The sequence below is a fragment of the Bacillus sp. 1NLA3E genome (genome assembly GCF_000242895.2).
Lineage (GTDB): Bacteria > Bacillota > Bacilli > Bacillales > Cytobacillaceae > Bacillus_BU.
In genome coordinates this window covers 3,476,390-3,496,885 of sequence record NC_021171.1, presented here as the reverse complement: position 1 = coordinate 3,496,885, position 20,496 = coordinate 3,476,390, and the positions used below count along the sequence as shown (strand labels likewise).

Genomic DNA, 20,496 nt, shown 5'->3' with positions numbered 1-20,496 from the left:
ATGTCTAAAACCGTCGTTCGTAAAAACGAATCGCTTGAAGATGCTCTTCGTCGCTTCAAACGTACTGTATCTAAATCAGGTACTATACAAGAAGCTAGAAAGCGCGAATTCTACGAAAAGCCTAGTGTAAAACGTAAGAAGAAGTCTGAAGCTGCAAGAAAACGTAAGTTCTAAGAGAGGGTGTAATTCATGAGTCTTCTCGAGCGTTTAAATAATGATATGAAACAAGCGATGAAAAACAAGGAAAAAGACAAACTCTCTGTCATTCGGATGATCAAAGCATCATTGCAAAATGAAGCGATAAAGCTTGGAAATAAAGAGCTATCCGAAGAAGAAGAGCTAACAATCCTTTCTCGCGAAATGAAACAACGCAAGGACTCCCTCCATGAATTTGAAAAGGCAGGTCGTGAAGATCTGGTTGAAAAATTGCTTACAGAATTGACATTTGTCGAGTTGTACATGCCGAAACAACTCTCTGAAGAAGAGTTGGCTGAAATAGTAAAACAAACAATTTCAGAAATAGGTGCAACATCAAAAGCTGAGATGGGAAAAGTAATGTCTGCGATCATGCCGAAGGTTAAGGGGAAAGCAGACGGAACACTCGTAAATAAACTTGTTCTACAACACCTTTCATAATAACAACATCAATGGCCGCAGAGTTTACTCTGCGGCTTTTCACCTTTAATAAGAAGTCATCACAGAATCTTTACTGAACCTCTTAAATTAACTGAAACTTTTTTTCCTAACTTGCGTATATATCTTGAGAACATAAACTAAGAAAGGAGGACAGAGCAATGCGGAAGATCCTTGCTTTTTTAGCATTATTATTCATAGTTAGCATATTGATTATTTTCGGTGGTGAGACACAGTCTTTAAGTGGCACCTTTTTGGAGAGTTTGGTTGGATTTCTTACTCATCCTGTTGTAATCACGATTTTGTTGGCTATTGCCAGTTTAGGTTTTGTAATGGAATTGTTTTCTCCAGGTTTTGGCTTTCCAGGGTTAGTCGGGCTTACTGCACTGGTATTGTTTTTTTATGGACATTTGGTTGCCGGATTGGCAGGTTTTGAAACGATCCTGTTATTTGTCCTAGGTATTGGCCTGATTATTTTGGAACTGTTTGTACCAGGTGGAATTATCGGGGTGCTTGGTACCCTATCAATTATTACTAGCTTACTTTTGGCATCTGATAACATGATTAATATGGGGATTTCAATCCTTATTGCCATTGGGTTATCTATTATTGTCGCTATTTTAATGGTAAAGGTGTATGGGAAGAAAATGAGATTATTTAATAAAATCATTTTGACTGACTCTACAAATACGGAAAATGGTTATGTTTCCAATCTAAACAGAACGGATTTACTTGGTAAGGCTGGAATTACCTTCACCGCTTTACGCCCATCAGGAACCGTTTTAATAGACGATGAACGGGTTGATGTTGTCAGTGAAGGAGATTTTATTGTAAAAGGTAAGCAAGTAAAAGTAGTGAAGGTGGAAGGATCTCGAATTGTTGTAAGAGAATGTAATAGTACTTCAAAGGAGGAGCTAAAATTATGAATGCTGGTGTTGCATTATTAATTATTGCCATTGTACTTGGGATCATTGTATTAGCGGTTTTATTTACTTTTGTCCCGGTTATGCTGTGGGTATCAGCACTTGCGGCAGGTGTTAAAGTCAGTATTTTCACCCTGGTTGGGATGAGACTACGGAGGGTTACACCGAGCAGGGTAATTAATCCTCTTATAAAGGCTCATAAAGCTGGGATAAATGTTACAACAAATCAGTTAGAAAGCCATTATTTAGCAGGTGGAAATGTCGACCGCGTAGTAAATGCCTTAATTGCAGCACATCGTGCCAATATTGAATTGCCGTTTGAGCGCTGTGCAGCCATCGATCTTGCCGGTCGTGATGTACTTGATGCTGTACAAATGAGTGTTAATCCTAAAGTCATTGAGACCCCATTTATTGCTGGTGTGGCGATGAATGGGATTGAAGTAAAGGCAAAAGCGAGAATTACCGTCCGGGCTAATATTGAGCGATTAGTCGGTGGTGCTGGTGAAGAAACCGTAGTGGCTCGTGTTGGTGAGGGCATTGTATCGACAATTGGTTCAAGTGAAAGCCATAAAAAGGTTCTCGAAAATCCAGATTTGATTTCCCAAACCGTTCTTTCCAAGGGCTTAGATGCAGGTACTGCCTTTGAAATCCTATCCATTGATATCGCGGATGTTGATATCGGTAAAAATATTGGGGCGGAATTACAAACCGAGCAGGCTGAGGCAGATAAAAAAATTGCTCAAGCTAAAGCGGAAGAACGTAGGGCGATGGCTGTTGCTTTAGAACAAGAAATGAAAGCAAAGGTTCAAGAAATGCGGGCGAAAGTGGTTGAATCTGAAGCAACAGTACCATTAGCATTGGCAGAAGCATTACGAGAAGGCAACATCGGCGTAATGGATTATATGAACTATCAAAATATTTCCGCGGACACGGACATGAGAGGTTCAATCGGAAAAATGTCGGGTGACCAAAAACCTAACGATAAAGACTAAGAATGTGTTGGGCATCTCTTGAAGGGGGAATCTCTAGTGAAAAGTTTGTTTGAAAATCCTTTCATTCTGGTGATTCTGATTGGAATTATTTCATCCGTTTATAAAAAGATGAAAGTGAGCGAGCCTGAAGATGGTAAAAGACGCACTCCTTTATCACAACGCGTTCCGACTTCATTTGAAAATCCGGTAAGGCAAATCAAGAGGGTAAACGAACATGATGAACAGAAAAAAAATGCAAAACAACAACAAAAAGCCCGAAAAAAGCCAAACGCTATTTATGATAAAATGAATCATCAGTTTGAACAATTAACAACTGAAACATCAAAGCTCGGTGAGGCTACCAGAATGACACCAAAGGGAAATGCCGTTAATTTACAAGCAAGGGTGAATTCTCCTAAAGTAAAGCAAGTACAGGTTGACCAATCGACTTTAATTGAAGGGCTAATTTGGTCCGAGGTTCTTGGTCCTCCTCGTGCCAAACAACCTTATCGTCCGATTAACCATAGGCGAAACTAAGGGTACTAGCCAAAAAAATGCGAACCCCCCATTCAATTCATAAATTTTGAAATGAATGGGGGGTTCTTTTACTCTCATCTAATCATTTAATCCCTTTCCATTGAGAATTTGCTGTATACATTTTTCAACCCTTGACTCTCGAGTTTTGGATTGTTTGGGCCCTGAAAAATGAAGAATGTATGCTCTTTGTCGTCCCGGCGTCAAGCTTTTAAAAGCAGTTTTTACGGCAGGGATTTCATCGAATTTATTTTGAAGTTCTTCAGGAATTATGATTTCTGTATTCTTTTTAAAATTCACTTCCAAACCGGCTTTTTCAACTTCAATGGCTTCATAAATATAGGATTTCAAAATGGTTTCCATCTCAACTATTTCTTGAGTATTGGTGAACCGAATCTGGCGCGCCGCCTGTACATTCTCCGTTTGTTGGATTAGAATCCCATGGGCATCCTTTAATAAGGCACCTTTGTGAAATAGAAGTGCGCAATATTCTTTAAATCCATGTATTAAAACTATGTTTTTTTTCTCAAACGTGTAACAAGGATGCATCCACTTAAATTCTTCGGTCAGCTCACAGTCAAGAACGATATTTCTCAACTTCTCATATTCTTTCTTCCACTTGTTAGCCTTACTAATAAATTCATCAACCTTAGGATTCATTTTACTATTTGTCATCAAGGAACACCCCTATTCATTATTCTATCAGCTGCCAGTCAAGTATGATCATTCTCCGGCTGGTGTCCAATGCATAATAGGACATTAATTGGTGTTGTGTCAAGCAGACGTGGATTGGAAAGTTACAGGGAGCTTATGTCGCTAATATGCCCCGTTACTTTAAGTTATGTATGATGGTTAGTGGTTCTTTATTTGAACTTGTCGGCATATTAGATAAACGTGGGAAAACGGAAATCAGGAACAATCAAAAATATCAAGAGAGAAATGATTGATTCATTTTAATTGTGGTATTGATCATCATTTAGTAATCAGGAAGAGAAACAAAGGTGTGTACAGTAATGTCATAAAGGCTTTCTAATCTTAATACAATTGAATAAGGAACTTATCATGGACTTCCTATATACAAATTATATACATATGAGATGGAAGGGGGTTCTATTTTTTATGGCAAAAAAATGGGGCCAATTTGTTCGCGACTGGATAACGAAAAAAATGGATCTTCCCTCAGATGTCATGATGGATTTGCCCAGGATTACGATGGTTGGACAAATTCATATTTATGTTGAGAACCACCGTGGATTACTTACTTTTTCCGATAAAGAGCTTCGTTTACTGTTAAAACAGGGCCAACTTTTAGTAAAAGGTAAGGCTTTTGTTATTAAAATGATATTGCCGGAAGAAATTCTACTTGAAGGAAAAATAGATCAAGTAATTTATATAAATGAGTGATTCAGGAGGAGAGCAATGAAGAACCAATGGATCGAGTTTTATTCCGGTATTGTTTCTGTGAAAATTACCGGGAAAGGGATTGAAAGATTCATTAATAAATTAATTAGAAGTGGTATTTCAGTTTGGAACGTTAAAAGGCACGGTGCAGAAACAGTTATCTTGTTTATGAAACTAAATGATGTAAAAAAACTACGACTGGCTGCTAGAAATAGTGGCTGTTCGATTTCCTTTCAACAAAGAATTGGTTTTCCGTTTTTATTTAAACAACTTTTGAGAAACAGTGGGATTTTTGTAGGGGCGTTCTTATTTCTATTCATCGTACTGTTTTTATCAAACATGGTTTGGCGAGTAGAAATTAGTGGCGCTAACCCAGCCACAGAATATAAGATTTACAAACAATTGGACAAGATGGGAATCAAGACGGGGAGGCTTCAGTTTTTCATTGATGATGTTGAGACGATTCAAAGGAAATTAACCAATAATATTCAAGCGCTAACTTGGGTTGGCGTGGAATTAAAGGGGACAACTTTCCATTTACAGGTTGTAGAAAAGAAGGAACCTGAGCAACCAAAAGTGGTTGGACCTCAAAATTTAGTTGCAAAAAAAGAAGCTGTTATCACGAAAATATACGTAGAAAAGGGAAAACAGCTTGTCAGTGTGCACGAGCATGTAGTTCCAGGGCAACTACTCGTTTCTGGGGTGATTGGAAAAGAAGGGCAGGAAGTTCAAGTTTCGTCAAAAGGTGAAATAATGGGCGAAACCTGGTTCAAGTCAAGTGTTGAACTCCCCCTAAATAGTACTTTTCAAGTGTTCAATGGAAACGAAAAAAGGAAGTATTTTATAAAGGTGGGAAATGTATCGATACCGATTTGGGGCTATGGAAAGACAAGGTTTTCCGAATATGAAACTGATTTAACTAATCATCGTATTCGCTTCCTTAAGTGGGAACTCCCTATTTCGTTTATTAGCATCACCTTAAGGGAGAAGGAACAAGTAACAAGAATTTATTCAAACGAGGAAGCAGTTAACATGGCAAAGGAAATTGCCAGAAAGGATATAAAAAGTAAGCTAACTGAAGATGCTACAATAAAAGGTGAAAATGTTTTACACCAAGCTATTGAGAATGGTAAAGTTACTTTATCAATACATTTCCAAATTATAGAGAATATAGCAGAAAGCCAACCCATAATTCAAGGAGACGAAGAATGACAGAAGAGCGAAAAACAGTAGACGTCAAATTAAATAATCAAAATGAAGCGATTACGTTATTTGGTAATTCAGATGCTAACTTGAAAGTAATTGAACAAGAACTTCAGGTATCCATTATTACAAGGGGGGAAAGTTTAACTATTTCTGGACCCGCCGAACAGTTGGAACTTGCAGCAAAAGTAATTAATAAATTAATTGAAGTCATTAAAAAGGGAATAACCATAAGTCAAAGAGACGTTAGTTATGCCGTGGGAATGGTAATGAAAGGTACTCTTGATTATTTTGGTGAATTATACGAAGAAGAAATCACCAAAAATGCCAAAGGAAAATCGATAAGAGTTAAGACATTCGGCCAGCGCCACTATGTTACTTCGATAAAAGAAAACGATTTGGTTTTTGGGATTGGTCCTGCGGGTACAGGTAAAACTTATTTAGCAGTAGTCATGGCCGTTAACGCCTTGAAAAATGGTCAAGTAAAAAGGATTATTTTAACAAGACCTGCAGTTGAAGCTGGGGAGAGTCTCGGTTTTCTTCCAGGTGACTTAAAGGAAAAGGTTGACCCTTATTTACGTCCTTTATATGATGCCTTGCACGACGTCTTAGGTATGGAGCATACACTTCGCATGATTGAACGTGGAACGATTGAGATAGCACCTTTAGCGTATATGCGGGGTAGAACACTAGATGACGCATTTGCCATTTTAGATGAGGCGCAAAACACGACTCATGCGCAAATGAAGATGTTTTTAACTCGTCTTGGATTTGGTTCCAAAATGGTGATAACGGGTGACAGGACCCAAATTGATCTTCCTAAAGGAGTAAAATCTGGTTTAATTGAAGCAGAGAACATCCTAAAGGATGTTAAAGGAGTGTCCATCGTCTATCTGGAGGCTTCGGATGTAGTCCGCCATCCATTAGTTGCAAAGATTATTACCGCCTATGATAAAGAAGATACAACAAAAAGCTGACTCATCATTTGAGTCTGCTTTTTGCATTTATGCACGAATTTGTTTTAATTATTTAAGATGAAACTTTTTCAAAAAACTGATATTATGTTACATAACATAATGTGCTATCGGGCTTCAGCCATGGTAGGAGGAGTTAGTTTTGGAGAAAATTCAGCTTCAACTTGCAAAAATAAAAAATTTATTCGGTGAAACCTTGTTTCAAATTTTTATATTTTTGATTCTTGGATTGATTCTATTTGGAGAAATGTACAGTAACATAAAACCAGAAAAGCTTGATCTTACTTTGTTTTCCGTTGCTGAACAGACAATCCGATCACCAATAACGGTTGAGGACAAACAAAGTACTGAGAAAAAACGCAAGGAAGCACTTGATCAGGTAAAGGATGTCTATATATTAAAAAAAGAATACACGCAAAATCGAGTTGATTTAATCACGTCCATTTTTGATTCCGTTTCTGAAGTTCAGGTAGAAGTTGCCGATGAAATGAATCAAAAGCAAAAAGAGAGCGTTTCAGATGGTGGAACAGTAAAAGATAGTGCACCATCCATTTCAGATCAATTGACTAGATTAAAGGGTAAACTTACTGAAAATGTTACCAAGGAGATTTCAGATCCTGTCTTTATAGCGCTATTACAATCTTCAAAGGATGAATTATCGATTTCGAAAGATTTAGCCATTACCGCAATCAATAACGTTATGAATTCTCGGATATCAGCAGATAATGTTGAAAATACTAAAAAACGACTTGAAGAAGAATTGAAGTACACTAGTTTAAATAGTAGCTTAAAGAATGCAACGATTGAACTCGGAAGATATGCCATTATTCAAAATGAATTTTATGATCCAAATGCTACCGAAGAGATGCGCCAACTGGCAATTGAGGGTGTTGAACCAGTAAAAATTCTTCAAGGCCAAATTTTAGTTGAAGAGGGTCAATTAATCAGCCGTGACATATATCGCCAGTTAGATCTTGTGGGTTTGCTTGCTCATAACAGTTCGCTGAAACCATTCTTGGGCTTAGCGCTTATCCTAGCTGTTTTATTGGGTGGATTGTATTACTTCTTTCATATTTTGAATATTAAGCAAGAAATGAAACAAACATATGTTTTAATTGTGAGTATTATTTTAATTTTATCTATCTCAATCATGAAGATCCTAAGTTTGTTTTTACAATTAAATTTCTCTGATATCGGTTATATTTTTCCTTCGGCGATGGGCGCAATGTTAATCAAATTGTTAATAAACGAAAGGATGGCAGTTGCCTTTTCAGTTATTTTAGCTATTTGTGGAAGCATCATTTTTAACGAAGGGATAACAGGAACGATGCAAGTAACCGTTTCGATATATATGGTTATTAGCGGACTTGCAAGTGTGTTATTTTTAAGTAAACATAATAATCGAACTAAAATTTTGCAGGCCGGACTTTTGGTTACAGTGGTAAATATTTTGGTCATCCTATCCTTAATGTTTTTGCGGAATGGCCAGTATTCTGGAATGGAATATGGTTTTTATTTAGTCGGTGCACTTATATCAGGGATTGGGTCAGCGGTATTAACGATTGGATTATTACCATTTTTTGAAGCAGGATTTGGAATTTTATCAACGATGAAGCTTATTGAGCTATCGAACCCTAATCATCCACTCCTTAGGAAGATTTTAACCAATGCACCTGGTACTTACCACCATAGTGTAATGGTGGCAAACCTAGCAGAAACGGCTTGTGAGGCAATTGGAGCCAATGGTTTATTGGCAAGAGTTGGTTGTTATTATCATGATATAGGAAAAACAAAAAGACCACAATTTTTTATTGAAAACCAAATGAACATTCAAAATCCACATGATCGAATTCCGGCGCAAACAAGCAAGAATATTATTCTTTCACATGTTATTGATGGAGCAGAAATGCTCCGGAGAAAAAAAATGCCGAAAGAAATCATTGATATTGCAGAACAACATCATGGAACTACACTATTACAATTCTTTTACCACAAGGCTACCCAAAGTGGCATTGAGACAACAAACGAAGCCGATTATCGTTATCCAGGTCCAAAAGCACAAACAAAAGAAGCAGCTGTTATTGGGATTGCTGATAGCGTGGAGGCAGCAGTACGGTCAATGATTCATCCAACACATGAACAAATTGAATCAATTGTTAGAAAAATTATTTCAGATCGCCTCCAAGATGATCAGTTTAGTGAATGCGATATAACATTGAAGGAACTTGAAACAGTTTCACAAGCATTATATGACACATTAAGAGGTATATTTCATTCAAGGATCGAGTACCCAGAAATCATAAAACAGAAGGTGAATCAAGCGTGAGTTTAATTATTGATTTTATTGATGAGACAGAAAAGGTTAATGATGACGATATAAAAATTGTTAAAGAATTATTAGATTTGGCAGCACGGCTTGAAGAAGTTGAAGACGATAGTGAAGTATCGGTAACGTTTGTTACAAACGAGAAGATTCAAGAAATTAATCGTGAGTACAGGGGAAAAGATCAGCCCACTGATGTAATTTCCTTTGCGATGGAAGAGTTAGGCGAAGGGGAAATCCAACTTAATGGGCTGGATATTCCTAGAATTCTTGGCGATATTATCATATCTGTTTCTAAGGCAGATGAACAGGCAGCTGAATATGGCCATTCTTTTAAAAGAGAGTTAGGATTCCTTGCGGTCCATGGATTTTTGCATTTGTTAGGATATGATCATGAAACGAGCGAAGACGAAAAAATAATGTTTTCAAAACAAAAGGAAGTCCTCGATGAGTACGGACTTCAACGCTAAGGTCCAAAAGGTTTATAAGTCCTTTTCCTTTGCGATACAAGGGATTATTCACGCGTTTAAACATGAAAGAAATTTAAAAATTCATTTTGTTGCCGCCTTGTTGGTTATTTTACTGGGATGTTGGCTTCAATTGACGACAACCGAATGGCTATTTGTTCTTCTTGCTATCGGTGGAGTGATTACGCTTGAATTGCTGAACACAGCAGTTGAGAGACTTGTTGACCTGGTGACAAAAGAGGATCATCCACTAGCCAAACAAGCAAAAGATATCGCGGCAGGAGCCGTTTTGGTTTACGCAATCCTTTCAGTTTTGATTGGGTTGATCATTTTTATTCCAAAGTTATTAAACATATTTGGATGAGGGGCTGAACAGAATCAGCCTCTTTTTGTACTCTAATTTTCTTATAATATTTAATGCTTTTTTGTGGATTTGAAATCACTCCTGCATTTAGTTAAAATAACAGAACATGGTGTTGCATAAAATAAAACACTATAATTTTTAGAAAATTCAAACTATTTATGTTGTGATTTTGATACAAACGGTGAAAAGATCGCAAAAATAAGATACAATAATGATACAGCGATCTCACTTCTGAAAGGGAGAATAGTTGTGGATATAAAACAATTAATTGAAGAAGCAAAAGTAGCAAGAGAAAAAGCCTACGTTCCGTATTCGAAGTTTAAAGTTGGAGCTGCTCTTTTGACAGTTGACGGGAAAGTTTACCATGGCTGTAATATTGAAAATGCCGCCTATAGCATGACTAATTGCGCAGAGCGTACGGCATTGTTTAAAGCGGTCTCAGACGGTGACACGGAGTTTGCGATGCTCGCTGTTATTGCTGATACGGAGGGGCCAGTTTCTCCGTGTGGAGCTTGTCGTCAAGTGATTTCAGAGTTTTGCTCAAAAGACATGTTGGTGGTCTTATCCAACCTTAAAGGGGACATCCGAGAAACGTCAGTCGGAGACTTGCTGCCCGGAGCTTTTTCACCGGAGGATTTGAATGATTAATAGTACAGGTAATAAAAATTTTAAATCGGGATTTGTTTCAATAATTGGCAGACCAAATGTTGGGAAATCAACGTTTTTGAACAAAGTTGTTGGTCAAAAGATTGCAATAATGAGCGATAAACCACAAACAACAAGGAATAAGGTGCAGGGTGTTCTAACTACCGATGATGCCCAGTTGGTTTTTATTGATACGCCAGGGATTCATAAACCACAGCATAAACTAGGCGATTTTATGATGAAAGTGGCAATTAACACTCTTAGGGAAGTAGATTTAATTCTATTTATGGTGAATGCTGAGGAAGGCTTTGGACGCGGTGAGGAATTTATTCTTGAAAAATTCCAGGAAGTGAAAACCCCTATCTTTCTTGTTATCAATAAAATTGATTTAGTTCATCCTGATAAGCTTTTTGAAATCATCGTTTCATATAAAGAAAAATATAATTTTGCAGAAATTGTTCCAATATCTGCTCTTCAAGGTAATAATATTGAAAAAGTGTTAGAACAAATAAAACGGTATGTACCTGAAGGACCACAATATTACCCAGCAGACCAGGTAACAGACCATCCTGAACGATTTATCATAACTGAATTAATACGGGAAAAGGCACTTCAATTAACCCATGAGGAAGTACCCCATTCTATCGCCGTGATAATGGAGAAACTTGATCGATCTGATAAAAAGGGAACGATTCATGTAATGGCATCAATTATTGTCGAACGGGATTCCCAAAAAGGAATCATCATTGGCAAACAAGGGAAAATGCTTAAGGAAATTGGTCAACGAGCGCGTAAGGATATTGAAAATCTGCTTGGATCAAAAGTGTTCCTAGAGCTTTGGGTAAAAGTACAAAAAGATTGGCGTAATAAAATGGGACAGCTAAGAGACTTTGGTTTTAGGGATGATGAATATTAATGATTTGCAACCCTAATTAAACTATTTGCAATGAACGAAATTTATGCATGATACCAATTTACAATTTTTTCGTCTCATGATTTTCATTTGACAGGCTATGATAATTGTAAGGGATTTGGGATTCTAGGAATTGCTAGTTGAATATTTGAAAGGTGGGGTTTTCGATGTTAGATTTTACCTGGAAAGTTTTTTCAAGCACAGGTAATATTGATACTTATCTTCTTTTCAAGGAAATTGAGAAGGAAAAACCAGAAATACCCGGTAATCAGGATGATGAGCTAGCAGAAATTGATTTTCCCATTTCGTAGGTTGGTGTCATAGCAGTGGATGGTGACTGCTAATGCTTCAAAAATGTGAAGGCATCGTCATTAGAACTACGGATTATGGTGAAACCAATAAGGTTGTCACTCTATATACACGCGAATGGGGGAAAATTGGTGTGATGGCTCGTGGAGCGAAAAAGCCAAATAGTCGACTTTCAGCTATCACCCAGCTTTTTACATATGGATACTTCCTAATTCAAAAAGGAAGTGGATTAGGAAGCCTTCAACAAGGTGAAATAATCTCTTCCCTAAGGTCCATTCGCGAGGATATTTTTATTACAGCGTACGCAAGTTATGTTGTTGAATTAACTGATAAAGCAACGGTAGATGAAAAAACCCCTAATCCTTTTTTGTTTGAATTGCTTTACCAAACGCTGAACTTAATGAATGAGGGATACGATTTAGATATTATGGCGAATATCTATGAGATGAAGATGTTGGATCTTTTCGGCTTACACCCATGTTTAGACCAGTGCTCAGTTTGTGGAAATACAGATGGACATTTTTCTTTTTCTCTTAGAGAAGGCGGTTTAATATGTCATCAGTGTGTAAATAAAGATCGGTATGCTTTGAAAATTACCCCAGCCACAGTCAAACTTCTAAGGATATTTTATTATTTTGATTTATCACGGTTAGGAAATATTGACGTGAAAGCTGAAACAAAAGCGGAACTGAAAAAGGTAATAACGGCATATTATGATGAGTATTCCGGTTTACATTTAAAAACAAAAAAATTTTTAAATCAAATGGATAAAATGAGAGATATGCTATCGTAACATGTCACTACAACGGCATTGTGTGTTGCTTTCACTTTTCTCCCTTGACAATATAATTTCTATCCTTTAACATCGAATTAAATTTAATATGTTGCAGAGAAGGAAAGAAGTACTTAATTACCTTTAATAAAGCGAGTCTAGAATGGTGGGAGCTAGATATAAAGCATTAAGGAAGGCGTTCTGGAGCAATTTGTTATGAAGAGGCTGCTTATTAGCAGCAAATAGGGTGGAACCGCGGGTTAACTCTCGTCCCTATGCATTTTATGCATAGGGACGAGAGTTTTTTTATTTGGTAAATGAAAGGGAGTATGGATGATGAGCGTTAATATGGAGCAAATTGTTTCCCATGCGAAACACAGAGGTTTTATTTTTCCGGGTTCGGAAATATACGGAGGCTTGGCAAATACATGGGATTATGGACCATTAGGAGTTGAGTTTAAAAATAATATTAAACGGGCTTGGTGGAAAAAATTTGTACAGCAATCTCGCTATAACGTAGGTCTTGATGCTGCAATTTTAATGAATCCAAGAACATGGGAAGCATCTGGCCATATCGGAAACTTTAACGATCCTATGATTGACTGTAAAAAATGCAAAGCGAGACATCGTGCTGATAAATTAATTGAAAATGCTCTTGATGAAAAAGGCATTGAAATGGTAGTTGACGGACTTTCATTTGAGAAAATGGAATTGTTAATTAAGGAGCATCTAATTGCTTGTCCCGATTGTGGAAGTCTTGATTACACAGGTATTCGTCAATTTAATTTGATGTTCAAAACCTTCCAAGGGGTAACTGAGTCGAGTACGAACGAAATTTTCCTTCGCCCTGAAACAGCCCAAGGCATTTTTGTTAACTTTAAAAATGTGCAAAGAACGATGCGCAAGAAGCTTCCGTTCGGAATTGCTCAAATTGGTAAAAGCTTTCGTAATGAAATAACACCTGGTAATTTTACGTTCCGAACAAGGGAATTTGAACAAATGGAATTAGAATTTTTCTGTAAGCCAGGTGAAGAGCTGAAATGGTTTGATTATTGGAAACAGACTGCGGAGCAATGGCTATTATCGCTAGGAATGAGCACTGATAAGTTACGTTTGCGCGATCATGGTGAAGAAGAATTATCTCACTATAGTAATGCGACCACTGATTTTGAATATAAATTCCCGTTTGGCTGGGGTGAGCTATGGGGAATTGCTTCCAGAACCGATTATGATTTAAAGCAACATATGGAATTCTCGGGTGAAGATTTCCATTATCTAGATCAAGAAACAAATGAGAAATATGTTCCTTATTGCATTGAGCCATCATTAGGTGCAGATCGTGTTACACTTGCCTTTTTAATTGATGCTTATGATGAGGAACAATTGGAAGATGGCACCTCAAGAACTGTTATGCACCTACATCCTGCATTAGCACCTTTTAAAGCAGCAGTCTTACCACTTTCTAAAAAATTATCAGAAGACGCAAATGAAGTGTACGATCTATTAGCTAAGCATTTCTTGGTTGATTATGATGAGTCAGGATCTATCGGAAAACGGTACCGCCGCCATGATGAAATCGGTACTCCTTTCTGTATCACGTTTGACTTTGATTCTAGAGATGACAAAATGGTAACCGTTCGTGACCGTGACACGATGGAACAAACACGTCTACCTATTTCAAAATTAGTTGAATTCATCGAAAGCAAAATTGAATTCTAATTTAGAAGGAAATTGTGAAGAAGAAAAGGAAAAAGTGCGGAATATCCGCACTTTTTTCAATAAACACATGGATTCAGTTCTTCTCATCTAGATTTAATAGTATATAATATTTTTATATAGTATAGCCTTGTTAAGAGTAATATAAATTTTTCGACATTAGTTGTCAGATCAGCGGCCAAGGGGCTCGGAGTTAAAAGCCGCATCCGCATTCTAAAAAGGTGGTGAGGAAAATAGAACTTAATAAGCGTCAAGATCTAATTCTCCAGATTGTAAAAGAAAACGGGCCAATAACAGGTGAACATATAGCTGATCAACTAGGTTTAACACGAGCGACTCTTAGGCCGGATTTAGCTATATTGACTATGGCAGGGTTTCTAGATGCACGACCTCGGGTGGGATATTTTTATACCGGAAAATCAGGAGCTCAGCTATTAACAGAAAATCTAAAAAAAATATATGTAAAAGATTATCAGTCCATTCCAGTCGTGGTTCATGAAAATATCTCTGTTTATGATGCTATTGTTACTATGTTTCTTGAGGATGTCGGAACATTGTTTGTCGTGGACCAGGAGTCGATTTTGGTTGGGGTTTTATCTAGAAAAGATTTGCTAAGAGCAAGCCTGGGCAAACAGGAATTGGCAGCTTTGCCAGTAAATATTATCATGACCAGAATGCCTAATATAACAATGTGTCAAAGAGAAGAGCTGTTAATCGACATTGCAATCAAATTAATTGAAAAACAAATTGATGCCTTACCTGTTGTAAAAGAAACGGAAAAGGGTTTTGAAGTAATTGGACGGATAACGAAAACGAACATTACAAAAGCCTTTGTCGCTCTTGCATCGGGAGAATAGGCTAAACAACCCTAGGAGATGGTTTAAAGGAATGAATAAGCTACCAATTATTTATGTTGTATCTGATTCAGTGGGGGAAACAGCTGAGTTAGTTACCAAAGCGGCAATTAGCCAATTTAATGGTGCAAATGTAACAATTAAACGATTTCCCTATGTAGAAGATAAGACAAATATAGATGAGGTAATTTCTTTAGTGAAATTAGACCGAGGGATGCTTGCATATACATTGGTTAAACCAGAGATTCGCAACTATATGCGGGAAATTGCAATTAGGGAAAACATTCATGCTTGCGATCTGATTGGACCACTTATGGACCAAATCGAGTTGCTATGTGGAAAGACACCAGCAAATGAACCGGGACTTGTACGTAAGCTAGATGAAGAATACTTTAAAAAAGTAGAGGCAATTGAATTTGCGGTTAAATATGATGATGGACGAGACCCGCGTGGGATTATTAAAGCAGATATCGTCTTAATTGGTGTATCAAGAACTTCAAAAACGCCACTTTCACAATATTTAGCTCACAAAAGATTAAAAGTAGCAAATGTCCCCATTGTACCTGAAGTGGATCCCCCAGAAGAAATTTTTAAATCTGCACCAGATAAATGCTTTGCATTAAAAATAAGTCCTGAAAAATTAAATCATATACGAAGAGAACGGTTAATTTCCCTTGGACTAAATGATAGTGCAAGCTATGCTAACATTGAACGGATCAAAGCGGAGTTAGCTTATTTTGAAAAAGTCGTGGCTAAAATTGGTTGTCCTGTAATCGATGTAACTAATAAAGCAGTTGAAGAAACTGCAAATGTTATTTTGAATTTGTATCAAAAGAAGGTACATGGGTAATGAATGTAGAATTACTTTAGGGCTGGCACTGAAGGGTGTCAGTCTTTTCTATGGGACAAGCGAAATCTTATTAAAATCAATTAATTATTGTGTCGGTTTTGTAAAATCTCTGATTAAAGAGGCTTTGATTCAAATTTTTTTATTAAATTCAATAGAAAAACGCAATGTTTTATACTATAATAAAAATTTGTGATAAAAAGTATCAGAAATAGGTTTAGAGTTGATTGTGAACGAATAAACTATTTATTGTGAGATGTCAAGGAGACCAACTAAAAAAAAATCGACACTTTTCCCTATTTAAAAGTTGATCTCAAAAGAAGGAATATGTGGAGTGATGTAGAATTATTAGTAATAAAATTAACTAAACGACTCTTTTTGTCGATGCCACGTCCAGTCAAACATGAAATATTGGAAGTTGCAAAGGAATTCTTGTTTGAGGTTATTTTTGTTACATCTTATGGACACATGTCCAACTACTCGTTTGATGAATGTTGGATTTATGTTGAGGAGGAGAAGGATACTGTTGTTACCCAGGATATTAGGGTAGCTTCCACTCTTTTGCCAAAGGAGAATTCTGTTCTCTCTCCAAAAGGAATTTTGTACAAAGAAAAAGACATGGATACAGCTCTTGATTTGAGATTCATTTCAGCAAGGCCCGCCGTCATGGATATTATGGAAAAGGTCCAAAACCATATTCCAAGGGGGATCGGTTGAGATTTATCAAACAATCGACTGTGGTTTTGTCGAAATTTGGAAAAATTCTTTTGTAACAGGATTGTGATGGTGTTGTTTTCATGGCAGAATTAATTGCCGAAGAAAAAATTAATCAAATTCGTCAATCAGTTGATATAGTGGATGTTATAAGCGAATATGTTCAACTGAAGAAGCAAGGACGCAATTATTTTGGACTTTGTCCTTTTCATGGTGAAGGCACCCCTTCATTTTCGGTTTCGCCCGATAAGCAAATTTTCCATTGCTTCGGATGTGGTGCTGGGGGAAACGTATTTTCATTCTTAATGGAAAAGGATGGACTAACATTTCAAGAAGCAGCGTTAAAGTTAGCAGATAAGGCAAACATCGATCTCCAGATTCAGACTAACCTTCCCGCTAAAACGATCCCAAAGGATTTCCAATTAATGTTGGATGCCCACGATTTATTACGTAAATTTTACCATCATTTGTTAATAAATACAAAAGATGGTCAGCATGCTCTTGAGTATTTGTTATCAAGAGGATTTACAACTGAATCAATTGAAAAATTCCAAATTGGATATGCCTTGTCCTCATGGGACTACACCGTCAAATTTTTAACAAAAAAGGGTTTTACTCTTGAACTGCTAGAAAAATCCGGATTGATTGCAAAAAGAGAACGGGATGGTGCCGCGCTTGACAGGTTCCGAAACCGTATCATGTTTCCGATTTTTGATCGAAATGGAAATACGATTGCCTTTTCTGGGAGATCGCTCGGGGGCGAAGACCCCAAATACCTAAATAGTCCCGAAACGGCAATCTTTAATAAAAGTAAAATTTTATATAACTATCATTTAGCAAGGTCGCATATTCGAAAGCACCAACAAGCTGTGCTTTTTGAAGGCTTTGCTGATGTCATAGCGGCAGACCGTTCCGGTGTAGTAAACGGCGTTGCCACAATGGGTACATCTCTCACAGAAGAACATGTAGAAATGATTCGTCGAAATAGCCAGTCTGTAACAATTTGTTATGATGCTGACCATGCAGGTATTGAAGCGGCCTTTCGAGCTGGTAATATGCTGGCAAATGCAGGTATCAACGTATCAATAGGAATTATGCCAGACGGACTAGATCCTGATGATTACATCAAACAATTTGGAGCAGACAAGTTTCTAAATGATGTAATTGGGGCTAGTGTCACTTTTATGTCCTTTAAACTTCTTTATTTTCGCCGTGGAAAAAATCTTCAACATGAAGGAGAACGTCTCCATTATATCGAAGAAGTAATAAAAGAAATCAGCAAATTATCAAAGGCCGTAGAAAGGGACCATTATTTACGGCAGATTTCGAATGAATTTTCACTTTCCTTGGATGCACTTTTACAACAATCACAGATTTACAGTGGTGCTAATCAAGAAAAAAAAGGAACACCGAAAAAAGAACAACGACCACCAATGTTGATCAAAAAACAAATAGATCAATTAAAGCCTGCATATCATAATGCGGAAAGGCATTTAATTGCACACATGCTAAAAAGCAGTCAGGTCACATATAGAGTTCAAGATTTACTGCAAGGAAATACCTTTAACATTGATGAGCACCAGGCTATTTTTACTTACTTACTTGGTTTTTACGAAGAAGGAAATCAACCAGATCCCAGTTTATTTTTAAACTTTATTCATGATAATCGTCTTCATAGAGTTGTAACTGAGATCGAAATGATGTTGGTTAATGAGGAATTAACCGAAAAGGAATTATCTGATTATATCAAGCAGGTGTTGAATTATCAAAAAATGTTAAAGATAAAAGAAAAAGTGGTAGAAGAAAAAGAAGCGGAACGTCAAAAAGATTTTTCTAAAGCAGCTGCTATCGCAATGGAAATCATTCAACTACGCAAGTCGCTATAGATATCAATATCGATTGTTCTTTGATTTTTGGAAGGAGGGGGACATATGGCTGAAAAACCAGCCCGTTCAAAAGAGGTTGATTCAGAGATGACCCTGGAACAAATGAAGGACCAGTTAACACTAACTGGTAAAAAAACAGGTGTCCTTAATTATGATGACATAGCAGAGAAATTGGCTCAGTTTGAATTAGATTCTCATCAAATGGATGAGTTTTATGAGTTCTTAGGGGACCAGGGGATTGAATTAAATGGAGATAGTGATGATGAGGACCCGAGTGGTCCGGATTTATCGAAAGAGGATGAGGAAGAGTTTGACTTAAACGACCTCAGTGTACCTCCAGGTGTTAAAATCAATGATCCAGTTCGAATGTACTTAAAGGAAATTGGCCGTGTCGATCTACTTTCAGCTGAAGAGGAGATCAATTTAGCAACTCGAATTGAAGAAGGCGACGAAGAAGCAAAAAGACGTCTTGCCGAGGCTAATCTAAGGCTTGTTGTCAGCATTGCCAAGCGTTATGTTGGACGCGGAATGCTTTTCCTTGATCTTATTCAAGAAGGCAATATGGGGCTAATTAAGGCAGTTGAAAAATTCGATTATCGAAAAGGTTTTAAATTCAGTACGTATGCTACATGGTGGATTCGTCAGGCCATCACTCGAGCAATTGCCGACCAAGCTAGAACGATTCGTATTCCAGTGCATATGGTTGAAACAATTAATAAATTGATCAGGGTTCAAAGACAATTACTTCAGGATCTTGGGCGTGAACCAACTCCAGAAGAAATTGCCGAGGATATGGATTTAACTCCTGATAAGGTTCGTGAAATTTTAAAAATAGCTCAAGAACCTGTATCTTTAGAAACTCCAATCGGGGAAGAAGATGATTCCCATCTTGGTGATTTCATAGAAGATCAGGATGCCACATCTCCTTCTGAGCATGCTGCCTACGAGTTGTTGAAAGAACAGCTGGAAGATGTGCTCGATACATTGACTGACCGTGAAGAAAATGTACTTCGTCTTCGTTTTGGTTTAGACGATGGCCGCACAAGGACACTTGAAGAGGTTGGTAAGGTCTTTGGTGTTACTCGGGAACGGATTCGCCAAATTGAAGCCAAAGCACTACGAAAACTTAGACACCCAAGTCGTAGTAAACGTTTAAAGGATTTTCTAGAATAAAGTTATTAAAAATAGCTTACTTCCTTTGAAGTAGGCTATTTTTTTATTCTATCTGTTTGAAACAACTTTAGGATGGCATCTAAAATACACTTCAACATTATTTGATATTATTTTACTGAATTATCTTTTAGTTTGCAAATGACTTCTAAAAACGGGTGAAACAAATTCTGAATGTTTTAAATATTTAGAATACCTACTTTGATTATAACTGTAAATGAAAGCGTATTCAATATGAATTTCAGTTCAATTATTATGGTTATTTATACAATCTTTGTAACTTCCTGTGATAAAGTTTACTTTAGGGCTTTTCCTATTTTGAATTTTCAAGTAAAATAGAATTGTTTGTAAGACTTATTTACTGATCGTTATTACATAGGAGGGTAAAATGATGAATCGTAATCCGATCATTCCGTTCGTGGTCATCATGGTGTTTGGAATTGGGTTAATGTTTTTGCTATCATTCAAAGGGCTAGGGGATGCAAAAGATCTTGCTGAAGAGAAAGATGGTGGCGGGACGAAAACTGAAACAGTTGCTGAAAAACCAGAAGACATCTATCAAAAGAGCTGTATCGGTTGTCACGGGGACCAATATCAAGGTGGCGTTGGTCCAAAGTTAAAAGGGGTAGGTACTCGTAGATCTGATGATGAAATTAAAACCATCATCACAAAAGGAAAAAATGCAATGCCTCCTGGTTTAGTTTCTGAGGATAAAGCACCTGAAATGGTAAAATGGTTAAAGACCCTAAAGTAACCTTTAGAAGAAGTCCTTTGCATATGCAAGGGACTTTTTCTATACTTAGGAGAGTGTTATTTAATATAAAGGCTGTGTTAAAGCTCAATGTTGATATTTTGTACAATGTTGATTGGAGTGGAG

Annotated in this window: 22 protein-coding genes, 1 pseudogene and 1 other annotated feature; of the genes and pseudogenes, 22 read left to right on the top strand and 1 reads right to left on the bottom strand. The window is 37.1% G+C overall.

Features of this window, described 5'->3' with window-relative positions:
* The 5 genes and pseudogenes from rpsU to B1NLA3E_RS16735 all read left to right on the top strand — a co-directional run bounded on the left by rpsU (position 1) and on the right by B1NLA3E_RS16735 (position 3,064).
* Positions 1 to 174, top strand: coding sequence for a 30S ribosomal protein S21 (gene rpsU / locus B1NLA3E_RS16755; RefSeq protein WP_015595024.1), 174 nt, complete (start codon positions 1 to 3; stop codon positions 172 to 174).
* Between the two features lie 15 nt (positions 175 to 189).
* Positions 190 to 636, top strand: coding sequence for a GatB/YqeY domain-containing protein (locus B1NLA3E_RS16750; RefSeq protein WP_015595023.1), 447 nt, complete (start codon positions 190 to 192; stop codon positions 634 to 636).
* 245 nt (positions 637 to 881) lie between these two features.
* A pseudogene (locus B1NLA3E_RS16745) lies at positions 882 to 1,559 on the top strand (NfeD family protein); the annotation flags it as partial.
* Entirely contained in the window at positions 1,556 to 2,548 is a 993-nt protein-coding gene (gene floA / locus B1NLA3E_RS16740) for a flotillin-like protein FloA (protein WP_015595021.1), read from the top strand. The pseudogene B1NLA3E_RS16745 and the gene floA, both read left to right, overlap by 4 nt.
* 36 nt (positions 2,549 to 2,584) lie before the next feature.
* A complete protein-coding gene (locus tag B1NLA3E_RS16735) occupies positions 2,585 to 3,064 on the top strand; it encodes a hypothetical protein (RefSeq protein ID WP_015595020.1) in 480 nt (159 codons plus the stop codon).
* A 78-nt stretch (positions 3,065 to 3,142) separates the two neighbouring features.
* Here the strand turns inward: B1NLA3E_RS16735 and B1NLA3E_RS16730 are convergent, their stop codons facing one another.
* Positions 3,143 to 3,736 (bottom strand): YdeI/OmpD-associated family protein, encoded by a 594-nt coding sequence (locus tag B1NLA3E_RS16730; RefSeq protein WP_015595019.1) that lies wholly within the window; start codon positions 3,734 to 3,736, stop codon positions 3,143 to 3,145.
* 444 nt (positions 3,737 to 4,180) lie between these two features.
* Here B1NLA3E_RS16730 and yqfC point away from each other — a divergent pair, with 444 nt between their 5' ends.
* The 17 genes from yqfC (at position 4,181) to cccA (ending at position 20,373) form a co-directional block, all read left to right on the top strand.
* On the top strand, positions 4,181 to 4,465 hold the full coding sequence (gene yqfC, locus B1NLA3E_RS16725; protein WP_015595018.1) for a sporulation protein YqfC: 285 nt from the start codon (positions 4,181 to 4,183) through the stop codon (positions 4,463 to 4,465).
* Positions 4,466 to 4,480: 15 nt separating this feature from the next.
* Complete coding sequence (yqfD, locus tag B1NLA3E_RS16720) at positions 4,481 to 5,674, top strand: sporulation protein YqfD (protein ID WP_015595017.1); 1,194 nt, start codon at positions 4,481 to 4,483, stop codon at positions 5,672 to 5,674.
* Positions 5,671 to 6,642, top strand: coding sequence for a PhoH family protein (locus B1NLA3E_RS16715; RefSeq protein ID WP_015595016.1), 972 nt, complete (start codon positions 5,671 to 5,673; stop codon positions 6,640 to 6,642). The genes yqfD and B1NLA3E_RS16715 overlap by 4 nt, the downstream gene beginning before the upstream one ends.
* A gap of 139 nt (positions 6,643 to 6,781) precedes the next feature.
* The gene (locus B1NLA3E_RS16710; RefSeq protein ID WP_015595015.1) at positions 6,782 to 8,965 is read left to right on the top strand and encodes an HD family phosphohydrolase; all 2,184 of its coding nucleotides are present in this window, start codon (positions 6,782 to 6,784) and stop codon (positions 8,963 to 8,965) included.
* A complete protein-coding gene (gene ybeY / locus B1NLA3E_RS16705) occupies positions 8,962 to 9,432 on the top strand; it encodes an rRNA maturation RNase YbeY (RefSeq protein WP_015595014.1) in 471 nt (156 codons plus the stop codon). The genes B1NLA3E_RS16710 and ybeY overlap by 4 nt, the downstream gene beginning before the upstream one ends.
* Positions 9,410 to 9,793 carry a diacylglycerol kinase family protein gene (locus B1NLA3E_RS16700; RefSeq protein ID WP_015595013.1) on the top strand — a complete coding sequence of 128 codons (384 nt, stop codon included), beginning with the start codon at positions 9,410 to 9,412 and terminating at the stop codon, positions 9,791 to 9,793. Before ybeY ends, B1NLA3E_RS16700 begins: the two co-directional genes overlap by 23 nt.
* A 249-nt stretch (positions 9,794 to 10,042) precedes the next feature.
* Positions 10,043 to 10,441, top strand: coding sequence for a cytidine deaminase (locus B1NLA3E_RS16695; RefSeq protein ID WP_015595012.1), 399 nt, complete (start codon positions 10,043 to 10,045; stop codon positions 10,439 to 10,441).
* On the top strand, positions 10,434 to 11,354 hold the full coding sequence (gene era / locus B1NLA3E_RS16690; protein ID WP_015595011.1) for a GTPase Era: 921 nt from the start codon (positions 10,434 to 10,436) through the stop codon (positions 11,352 to 11,354). The genes B1NLA3E_RS16695 and era overlap by 8 nt, the downstream gene beginning before the upstream one ends.
* 164 nt (positions 11,355 to 11,518) lie before the next feature.
* Positions 11,519 to 11,662: a YqzL family protein gene (locus B1NLA3E_RS24240; RefSeq protein WP_015595010.1), complete on the top strand. Its 144-nt coding sequence runs from the start codon at positions 11,519 to 11,521 to the stop codon at positions 11,660 to 11,662.
* Between the two features lie 32 nt (positions 11,663 to 11,694).
* On the top strand, positions 11,695 to 12,453 hold the full coding sequence (gene recO / locus B1NLA3E_RS16685; protein ID WP_015595009.1) for a DNA repair protein RecO: 759 nt from the start codon (positions 11,695 to 11,697) through the stop codon (positions 12,451 to 12,453).
* A gap of 87 nt (positions 12,454 to 12,540) precedes the next feature.
* Positions 12,541 to 12,710 (top strand) — a binding site (T-box leader).
* A gap of 58 nt (positions 12,711 to 12,768) precedes the next feature.
* Positions 12,769 to 14,151, top strand: a complete 1,383-nt coding sequence (locus B1NLA3E_RS16680; RefSeq protein ID WP_015595008.1) for a glycine--tRNA ligase — start codon at positions 12,769 to 12,771, stop codon at positions 14,149 to 14,151.
* A gap of 221 nt (positions 14,152 to 14,372) precedes the next feature.
* Positions 14,373 to 15,005 carry a helix-turn-helix transcriptional regulator gene (locus tag B1NLA3E_RS16675; RefSeq protein ID WP_187292113.1) on the top strand — a complete coding sequence of 211 codons (633 nt, stop codon included), beginning with the start codon at positions 14,373 to 14,375 and terminating at the stop codon, positions 15,003 to 15,005.
* A 31-nt stretch (positions 15,006 to 15,036) separates the two neighbouring features.
* Positions 15,037 to 15,852 (top strand): pyruvate, water dikinase regulatory protein, encoded by an 816-nt coding sequence (locus tag B1NLA3E_RS16670; protein WP_015595006.1) that lies wholly within the window; start codon positions 15,037 to 15,039, stop codon positions 15,850 to 15,852.
* 324 nt (positions 15,853 to 16,176) lie between these two features.
* Entirely contained in the window at positions 16,177 to 16,566 is a 390-nt protein-coding gene (locus B1NLA3E_RS24235; RefSeq protein ID WP_015595005.1) for a DUF188 domain-containing protein, read from the top strand.
* An 80-nt stretch (positions 16,567 to 16,646) separates the two neighbouring features.
* The gene (gene dnaG, locus B1NLA3E_RS16655; protein WP_015595004.1) at positions 16,647 to 18,449 is read left to right on the top strand and encodes a DNA primase; all 1,803 of its coding nucleotides are present in this window, start codon (positions 16,647 to 16,649) and stop codon (positions 18,447 to 18,449) included.
* 45 nt (positions 18,450 to 18,494) lie between these two features.
* Positions 18,495 to 19,622, top strand: a complete 1,128-nt coding sequence (rpoD, locus tag B1NLA3E_RS16650; RefSeq protein ID WP_015595003.1) for an RNA polymerase sigma factor RpoD — start codon at positions 18,495 to 18,497, stop codon at positions 19,620 to 19,622.
* A 388-nt stretch (positions 19,623 to 20,010) separates the two neighbouring features.
* Positions 20,011 to 20,373 carry a cytochrome c550 gene (gene cccA, locus B1NLA3E_RS16645; RefSeq protein WP_041580626.1) on the top strand — a complete coding sequence of 121 codons (363 nt, stop codon included), beginning with the start codon at positions 20,011 to 20,013 and terminating at the stop codon, positions 20,371 to 20,373.
* The last annotated feature ends 123 nt before the right edge of the window (positions 20,374 to 20,496 follow it).